General features: G+C 57.6%; 3 rRNA genes. All 3 read right to left on the bottom strand.

Annotated elements, in window-relative coordinates:
- Nucleotide 1: 1 nt before the first annotated feature.
- Nucleotides 2–118: ribosomal RNA gene (gene rrf, locus AB0J93_RS30035) — 5S ribosomal RNA — on the bottom strand.
- A gap of 97 nt (nt 119–215) precedes the next feature.
- Nucleotides 216–3326, bottom strand: a 23S ribosomal RNA gene (locus AB0J93_RS30030).
- Between the two features lie 391 nt (nt 3327–3717).
- A 16S ribosomal RNA gene (locus tag AB0J93_RS30025) occupies nt 3718–5232 on the bottom strand.
- Together the 16S, 23S and 5S rRNA genes form the textbook arrangement of a ribosomal RNA operon.
- Nucleotides 5233–5384 lie beyond the last annotated feature (152 nt).

The raw sequence follows: 5384 nt of genomic DNA, 5'->3' as shown, positions 1-5384 counted from the left end.
TGTCCGGCGGTGTCCTACTCTCCCACACCCTCCCGGGTGCAGTACCATCGGCGCTGGAGGGCTTAGCTTCCGGGTTCGGAATGAGACCGGGCGTTTCCCCTCCGCCATGACCGCCGTAACCTTATCAACATGTCAAACAACACCAACACCAACATTGCTTGTCGGGGTGTTGTTTGTTTGTTGTGAGTTACACAGTGGACGCGAGCAGAATCTTTGTGAGCAAGTCCTCGGCCTATTAGTACCGGTCAACTGAACCCGTTACCGGGCTTACATTTCCGGCCTATCAACCCAGTCGTCTAGCTGGGGGCCTTACCCACCCCGAAGGGTAGTGGGATACCTCATCTTGAAGCAGGCTTCCCGCTTAGATGCTTTCAGCGGTTATCCCTTCCGAACGTAGCTAACCAGCCGTGCCCCTGGCGGGACAACTGGCACACCAGAGGTTCGTCCGTCCCGGTCCTCTCGTACTAGGGACAGCCCTTCTCAAGTATCCTACGCGCACGGCGGATAGGGACCGAACTGTCTCACGACGTTCTAAACCCAGCTCGCGTACCGCTTTAATGGGCGAACAGCCCAACCCTTGGGACCTGCTACAGCCCCAGGATGCGACGAGCCGACATCGAGGTGCCAAACCATCCCGTCGATATGGACTCTTGGGGAAGATCAGCCTGTTATCCCCGGGGTACCTTTTATCCGTTGAGCGACACCGCTTCCACACGCAAGTGCCGGATCACTAGTCCCGACTTTCGTCCCTGCTCGACCCGTCAGTCTCACAGTCAAGCTCCCTTGTGCACTTGCACTCAACACCTGATTGCCAACCAGGCTGAGGGAACCTTTGGGCGCCTCCGTTACCCTTTAGGAGGCAACCGCCCCAGTTAAACTACCCACCAGACACTGTCCCTGAACCGGATAACGGTCCGAAGTTAGATACCCGAATCAACCAGAGTGGTATTTCAAGATTGCCTCCACCCATACTGGCGTATAGGTTTCACCGGCTCCCACCTATCCTACACAAGCCGACTCAAATACCAATGTCAAGCTATAGTAAAGGTCCCGGGGTCTTTCCGTCCTGCCGCGCGTAACGAGCATCTTTACTCGTACTGCAATTTCGCCGGGCCTGTGGTTGAGACAGTGGGGAAGTCGTTACGCCATTCGTGCAGGTCGGAACTTACCCGACAAGGAATTTCGCTACCTTAGGATGGTTATAGTTACCACCGCCGTTTACTGGCGCTTAAGTTCTCCGCTTCGCCCCGAAGAGCTAACAGGTCCCCTTAACGTTCCAGCACCGGGCAGGCGTCAGTCCATATACATCGAATTACTTCTTCGCATGGACCTGTGTTTTTAGTAAACAGTCGCTTCCCCCTGCTCTCTGCGGCCATACAACGCTCCACCCGCGCGGGGCTTCACGTCTCCGGCCCCCCTTCTCCCTAAGTTACGGGGGCAATTTGCCGAGTTCCTTAACCACAGTTCGCCCGATCGCCTCGGTATTCTCTACCTGACCACCTGTGTCGGTTTGGGGTACGGGCCGCTCAGAACTCGCTAGAGGCTTTTCTCGGCAGCATAGGATCACTGACTTCACCTGAATCGGCTCGGCATCACGTCTCAGCCCTGTGCACCACGGATTTGCCTATGGTGCGGCCTACACGCTTACCCCGGCACAACCACCGGCCGGGCTCAGCTACCTTCCTGCGTCACCCCATCGCTTGACTACTACCCGCCAGGTTCCCACGCTCCCCACCCTCAACCCGAAGGTCTTGGATGGTTTGGGTGGTTAGCACAACGAGGTTCATCAGGGACGCTCCTTCGCGGGTACGGGAATATCAACCCGTTGTCCATCGACTACGCCTCTCGGCCTCGCCTTAGGTCCCGACTCACCCAGGGCGGATTAACCTGGCCCTGGAACCCTTGGTCATCCGGCGGAAGGGTTTCTCACCCTTCTTTCGCTACTCATGCCTGCATTCTCACTCGTGCCGCGTCCACAACTAGGTCACCCTGCTGCTTCACCCCCGGCACGACGCTCCCCTACCCACCCACACACCTGCACCAACACCCGAAGGCGCCAGCGAAGTCATTGTGTGAGTGCCACAGCTTCGGCGGTGTGCTTGAGCCCCGCTACATTGTCGGCGCGGAACCACTTGACCAGTGAGCTATTACGCACTCTTTAAAGGGTGGCTGCTTCTAAGCCAACCTCCTGGTTGTCTATGCGACCCCACATCCTTTTCCACTTAGCACACGCTTAGGGGCCTTAGCTGGTGATCTGGGCTGTTTCCCTCTCGACTACGAAGCTTATCCCCCGCAGTCTCACTGCCGCGCTCTCACTTACCGGCATTCGGAGTTTGGCTGATTTCGGTAAGCTTGTAGGCCCCCTAGACCATCCAGTGCTCTACCTCCGGCAAGAAACACGCGACGCTGCACCTAAATGCATTTCGGGGAGAACCAGCTATCACGGAGTTTGATTGGCCTTTCACCCCTAACCACAGGTCATCCCCCAACTTTTCAACGTTGGTGGGTTCGGCCCTCCACACGGTCTTACCCGCGCTTCAGCCTGCCCATGGCTAGATCACTCCGCTTCGGGTCTAGAACATGCGACTCAAACGCCCTCTTCAGACTCGCTTTCGCTACGGCTCCCCCACACGGGTTAACCTCGCCACATGCCACTAACTCGCAGGCTCATTCTTCAAAAGGCACGCCGTCACCCCTAAAGGCTCCGACGGATTGTAGGCGAACGGTTTCAGGTACTATTTCACTCCCCTCCCGGGGTACTTTTCACCATTCCCTCACGGTACTCGTCCGCTATCGGTCACCAGGAAGTATTTAGGCTTACCAGGTGGTCCTGGCAGATTCACGGCAGATTTCAGGAGTCCGCCGCTACTCGGGAACACCCACAGAAGACCAGCTGCTTTAACCTACCGGACTATCACCGTCTACGGTCAGCCTTTCCAGACCATTCAGCTAACAACTGGCTTTATAACTCCTCACACGAGTGTCAGCTCGTGTAGCAGGGTCCCACAACCCCGACCACGCAACCCCTGACAGGTATCACACGCAACCGGTTTAGCCTCAATCCGCTTTCGCTCGCCACTACTCACGGAATCACTATTGTTTTCTCTTCCTACGGGTACTGAGATGTTTCACTTCCCCGCGTTCCCTCCACACACCCTATGAGTTCAGGTGCAGGTGACACCACATGACTGATGCCGGGTTACCCCATTCGGACACCCTGGGATCACAGCTCGGTTGACAGCTCCCCCAGGCCTATCGCGGCCTCCCACGTCCTTCATCGGCTCCTGGTGCCAAGGCATCCACCGTTCGCCCTTGACAACTTGACCACAAAGATGCTCGCGTCCACTGTGCAATTCTCAACAAACAACCAACCCACAACCCACCACCCCACACCAGCAACACCACCCACAACAGGGCAACATCCGGTATGCGAGGCCAGGCCATGCCTGGCAGCCGGCGACCATCCCCACAACAGGAACGCCGCTCACAGCCTCTGAAAGACAACCAACGGTTGTTCCTTCAGGACCCAACAGGGTGCTATCCGCCAACCACCAGCCGCACCAGAACACCCGTTCCCACCACCACAGTGGCTGTACTAGGAAAAATTCCGGCCGTTGCCGGCGCCGACTCGCCAGTGTCTCCGCCAATTGAGCACCCCACCATCACATTCGGACAGTGCGGGCTCCATACCAGCTTTCGCCGGATGGTGCTCCTTAGAAAGGAGGTGATCCAGCCGCACCTTCCGGTACGGCTACCTTGTTACGACTTCGTCCCAATCGCCAGCCCCACCTTCGACGGCTCCCTCCACAAGGGTTGGGCCACCGGCTTCGGGTGTTGCCGACTTTCGTGACGTGACGGGCGGTGTGTACAAGGCCCGGGAACGTATTCACCGCAGCGTTGCTGATCTGCGATTACTAGCGACTCCGACTTCACGGGGTCGAGTTGCAGACCCCGATCCGAACTGAGACCGGCTTTTTGGGATTCGCTCCACCTCACGGTATCGCAGCCCATTGTACCGGCCATTGTAGCATGCGTGAAGCCCTGGACATAAGGGGCATGATGACTTGACGTCATCCCCACCTTCCTCCGAGTTGACCCCGGCAGTCTCCCATGAGTCCCCAACCGAATTGCTGGCAACATGGGACGAGGGTTGCGCTCGTTGCGGGACTTAACCCAACATCTCACGACACGAGCTGACGACAGCCATGCACCACCTGTCACCGGCCCCGAAGGACCCCACATCTCTGTGAGATTTCCGGCGATGTCAAACCCAGGTAAGGTTCTTCGCGTTGCATCGAATTAATCCGCATGCTCCGCCGCTTGTGCGGGCCCCCGTCAATTCCTTTGAGTTTTAGCCTTGCGGCCGTACTCCCCAGGCGGGGCGCTTAATGCGTTAGCTGCGGCACAGAGAACCGGAGAGGCCCCCCACACCTAGCGCCCAACGTTTACAGCGTGGACTACCAGGGTATCTAATCCTGTTCGCTCCCCACGCTTTCGCTCCTCAGCGTCAGTATCGGCCCAGAGACCCGCCTTCGCCACCGGTGTTCCTCCTGATATCTGCGCATTTCACCGCTACACCAGGAATTCCAGTCTCCCCTACCGAACTCTAGCCTGCCCGTATCGACTGCAGGCCCGCAGTTGAGCCACGGGTTTTCACAGTCGACGCGACAAGCCGCCTACGAGCTCTTTACGCCCAATAAATCCGGACAACGCTCGCGCCCTACGTCTTACCGCGGCTGCTGGCACGTAGTTGGCCGGCGCTTCTTCTGCAGGTACCGTCACTTGCGCTTCGTCCCTGCTGAAAGAGGTTTACAACCCGAAGGCCGTCATCCCTCACGCGGCGTCGCTGCATCAGGCTTCCGCCCATTGTGCAATATTCCCCACTGCTGCCTCCCGTAGGAGTCTGGGCCGTGTCTCAGTCCCAGTGTGGCCGGTCGCCCTCTCAGGCCGGCTACCCGTCGTCGCCTTGGTAGGCCATCACCCCACCAACAAGCTGATAGGCCGCGAGCCCATCCCAAGCCGAAAAACTTTCCACCCACCACCATGCGGCAGCAAGTGAATATTCGGTATTAGCCCCCGTTTCCGAGGGTTATCCCAAAGCCTAGGGCAGGTTGCTCACGTGTTACTCACCCGTTCGCCGCTCGAGTACCCCGAAGGGCCTTTCCGCTCGACTTGCATGTGTTAAGCACGCCGCCAGCGTTCGTCCTGAGCCAGGATCAAACTCTCCAACAAAAACCTGAAGGAAAATCCATCCCGACAACAAACAAAATTGTTGCCAAAGGAATCCAAACCAACCAGAAAAACTGGCCAGCCCGGGAATCAAACAAATTTGGCACTGGCTTATCAAGCACCCTGTTGAGTTCTCAAAGAACAACCACACACCA

Source organism: Micromonospora sp. NPDC049374 (assembly GCF_040677165.1).
Lineage (GTDB): Bacteria > Actinomycetota > Actinomycetes > Mycobacteriales > Micromonosporaceae > Micromonospora.
The sequence above is the reverse complement of the archived record's forward strand: the minus strand, read 5'-3'. Positions and strand labels throughout refer to the sequence as shown.